Raw genomic sequence first — 3,284 nt, 5'->3', positions numbered from 1 at the left:
CTTCCGCGAGGCCGGCCGTTCAGGCTTCGCCTCCGGCCGCATGCAGTCGCTGTCGCTGGACGCGGGCGCGGTGCAGTCCGTGGAGCGCGTGCAGAAGCAGCTGCGCCGCGCGGTGCGCGAACAGGGCTCGAAGCCCGGACGTCCCGAGGACGTGGAGCAGGCCCTGATGCTCAGCGTGCTCGCGGGCTACCCGGACCGCGTGGCCCGCAGGCGGCGGCCCCGCTCCCCCGAGCTGCTCATGTTCGGCGGCGGCACCACCAGCCTGTCCGAGTTCAGCGTCGTCCAGGACGCGGAGCTGATGGTGGCCGTGGATGCCGAGGAGCGCCCCGGGCGCGGCGCCGTCGTGCGGCTGGCCAGCGCCGTGGAGGCCGAGTGGCTGCTGGACCTCTACCCGGACGCGCTGGAGGAGGTGGACACCCTCCAGTGGAACCCGGACTCGCGCCGCGTGGAGCGCCTTACCCGGCTGGCCTACGGCAACCTCATGCTGGAGGAGACGCGCACGCCCGCCCCTCCGTCGGAGGAGGCCGCGCGCGTGCTGGCCGAGGCGGCGCTGGCCGCGGGCCCGGAGCGCTTCGCGGAGCCGGAGGCGCTGGAGCAGTGGCGCACGCGCGTGGAGCTGCTCGGCAAGGCGTTCCCCGAGGCGGGCTTCCCCGCCGTGGACGCGGCCTTCATGCGCGACGCGCTGGCGTCCCTGTGCGTGGGCGCGCGCAGCTTCTCCGACCTGGAGGGCGTGTCGCTGCTGGATGCGCTCTACGCGCGCCTCACCTCCGAGCAGCAGCGCCTGCTGGCGAACCACGCCCCGGAGCGCGTCACCCTGCCCGGCGGGCGCGGCGTGAAGGTGCACTACGAGCCCAACAAGCCACCCTGGGTGGAGTCACGGCTGCAGGACTTCTTCGGGATGGCGCAGGGGCCCAGCGTGGGCGCGGGCCGCGTGCCGCTGGTGCTGCACCTGCTGGCCCCCAACATGCGCGCCGTGCAGGTGACGACCGACCTGGCGGGCTTCTGGGAGCGTCACTACCCGGCGATCCGCAAGGAGCTGTGCCGCAAGTACCCGCGGCACTCGTGGCCCGAGGATCCGCGCCACGCCGCGCCGCCCGCGCCCCGTCCTCCGAGGCGCTGAAGGCGACGGCGGGACTACAGGCGCTTGTGCATCTCCAGGTGGTCGATGCCGGCCTCGTCGAAGACGGCGCCGACGGGCTGGTAGCCGTGCTTCTTGTAGAAGTCGAGCGCGTAGAGCTGGGCGTGCAGCATGATGCCCGTCACGTTGCGGCGGCGCGCCTCCTCCTCCAGCGACGTGAGGAGCAGCGAACCCACGCGGGCCTTGCGGTGCGACTGGAGCACCGCCATGCGGCCAATCTGGCCCCACGTCCCGCTCTGCCCGGCGGGCGGCTCCGGCAGCTTCACCAGGCGGCCCGTGCCGATGGCGTGGCCCCCCTGGATGGCGAGCACGTGGTAGGCGTGGGCGTCCTCGGCGTCGCGCTCGATGCCCTCGGGCACGTGCTGTTCCTCGATGAACACCACCTCGCGGATGGCGAGGGCCTGCATGAGTTCCGCCTCGTCCTTGATTTGGGCGATGGTGACGGGTGCAGGGGAGGTCTCGGGGGGCGTCGGCATGGCTCCGGGCAAGGTACACAAAAGGCCGCGCCGCCAACAGGCGGAAAAGACCATCCGCCTTCCGGCCCGGCGCTCCTCCCACGCGGTCGCTCCGTCCCCTGCCCCCTGGCGGGGAGCGGTCTGTCGCGAATGCCCCGCCGCATCGGGTCATCCGGTTGCAATTGCCCTCCTACGTCGGGCGGTCCCGGAGGCCTCCACTCAGCGCGTGGGCGAGGCCGCTCGGAGGAGGCCCACCCCGGGGAGGGCATGGTAGGGTTCAGGGCAATGCGTACCCGAGCCCTGTTCGCCCTGTCCGTGGGCCTGCTGTCGACGCCCGCGCTCGCCCAGAAGGAGTTCTTTTTTGGAACGGGAGAGCCGCCCGTGTTCCGCGAAGCGGACATGGACAAGCGGTTCCTCCGCTCCCGCGTCAATCAGGCCCTGGTCCAGGGGACGAGCGACGCGAACTGCGCCCAGCTGGTGGGCGCGCTGCTCACCATCGTGGGCGAGTCCGCGCCGTACCTGCACAAGCGCGACGAGAACTTCTACCTGGACCCCGTGCTGATCCAGGCGCTGGGCACGCAGCTGTCCACGCCGCGCTTCCCCGCCAACATGTACCTGGTGTCGATGATGCGCCGCGTGCTCATCGACAAGCGGCTGCCGTCGGAGTGGATGCAGACGGCGGTGGCGCTCGCGCCGTACTACCCGCCGCTCGACCTGAGCAAGCTGCGCTTCATCGCGGACGGCGTGAAGCCCGTGGACAGCTTCTTCTTCACGCTGCCCGCCATCCTGGAGCGCTACGACGTGGAGGTCCTCAAGGCCAACACCACCGCGGCCAGCGTGGCGGACGCGAAGTTCCGCGACGACTACCTCGACAAGGAGGTGGCCTTCGCGGGGCTGGAGTTCATTGACGCGAAGCTGGAGAAGCCCAAGAAGCGCAGAAAGAAGGGCCCTCCGCCCGAGCCGCCCGCGCTGGTGGCCCGGCTCGTCTACTACCTGCCGGATCCGGGCAACGACGGCCTGCTGGCGGGGCTGACCTATGGCAAGCCCAAGGTGCGGCCCGCGGTGAACATCACGGCGCGGCTGAAGGAGGACCAGTACACGGCGCTGACGCAGCTGCCGAAGGGCTCGCGCGTGCTCCTGCGCGGCCGCTTCTGGGAGTACCGCAAGCAGCTCAAGGAGCTGGAGGTGCGCGACGCGTACCTGTTCCAGGACCGGGACTGGACCCAGAACCCCGCGCTCGCGGACCCCAACGCCGTGGCGGCCTGCCCGCTCGCGTTCAACGACCTGACGGGCACCGCGCCCGTGCAGCCGGGCGGCTTCGGCGGCAAGCGCTAGCAGCGTGCCGTCCCGCGTCCCGCACGCCCATCCCGGGGGCGGCACCCCTGCCGTGCCGCCTCCTTCGCGCCCTCCTCCCGGGAGCGCGCCCCGCCTGACTGGCACGGCCGCTGCTCATGCCCGCGCATCCCTTGCGCGCGAGGCATGCCATGAAGGTCGAAGGTCAGGACGCTCCTGCCGGTCACGAGAAGGTCCCCGCGGAGAAGGACGCGTTCAAACAGGCCCTCCAGCGGACCTCCGGACGGCCCGGCGCGCCGCTCCGGCCCGGGGCCCGCCGTGAGCCGGTGACACCGGGAATCCCTCCGAAGCCCGGGGCCGTGCGCCCCCCCGGTGCCCCTGGGACGGGGCTGGCGGCG

At 72.3% G+C, this 3,284-nt stretch carries 4 protein-coding genes; 3 read left to right on the top strand and 1 reads right to left on the bottom strand.

Annotated features, from left to right (window positions below):
• A partial coding sequence (locus ACLEQD_RS39855; RefSeq protein WP_410391150.1) for an ATP-dependent helicase C-terminal domain-containing protein occupies positions 1 to 1,120 on the top strand: 1,120 nt, incomplete at its 5' end.
• 14 nt (positions 1,121 to 1,134) lie between these two features.
• Here the strand turns inward: ACLEQD_RS39855 and ACLEQD_RS39850 are convergent.
• Entirely contained in the window at positions 1,135 to 1,614 is a 480-nt protein-coding gene (locus tag ACLEQD_RS39850; RefSeq protein ID WP_410391149.1) for a GNAT family N-acetyltransferase, read from the bottom strand.
• Positions 1,615 to 1,878: 264 nt separating this feature from the next.
• Between ACLEQD_RS39850 and ACLEQD_RS39845 the strand changes: the two genes are divergently transcribed.
• Both ACLEQD_RS39845 and ACLEQD_RS39840 read left to right on the top strand, forming a co-directional pair.
• Positions 1,879 to 2,928: a hypothetical protein gene (locus tag ACLEQD_RS39845; protein WP_410391147.1), complete on the top strand. Its 1,050-nt coding sequence runs from the start codon at positions 1,879 to 1,881 to the stop codon at positions 2,926 to 2,928.
• 149 nt (positions 2,929 to 3,077) lie between these two features.
• A partial coding sequence (locus ACLEQD_RS39840; RefSeq protein ID WP_410391145.1) for a hypothetical protein occupies positions 3,078 to 3,284 on the top strand: 207 nt, incomplete at its 3' end.

Source organism: Corallococcus sp. 4LFB (genome assembly GCF_046520365.1).
In the GTDB taxonomy this organism is placed as follows: domain Bacteria; phylum Myxococcota; class Myxococcia; order Myxococcales; family Myxococcaceae; genus Corallococcus; species Corallococcus caeni.
The sequence above is the reverse complement of the archived record's forward strand: the minus strand, read 5'-3'. Positions and strand labels throughout refer to the sequence as shown.

Bases quoted from the DNA above. Each gene is read 5' to 3' on its own strand.
- ACLEQD_RS39845 (WP_410391147.1), top strand. From the start codon at position 1,879: ATGCGTACCCGAGCCCTGTTCGCCCTGTCCGTGGGCCTGCTGTCGACG.
- ACLEQD_RS39850 (WP_410391149.1), bottom strand. From the start codon at position 1,614: ATGCCGACGCCCCCCGAGACCTCCCCTGCACCCGTCACCATCGCCCAA.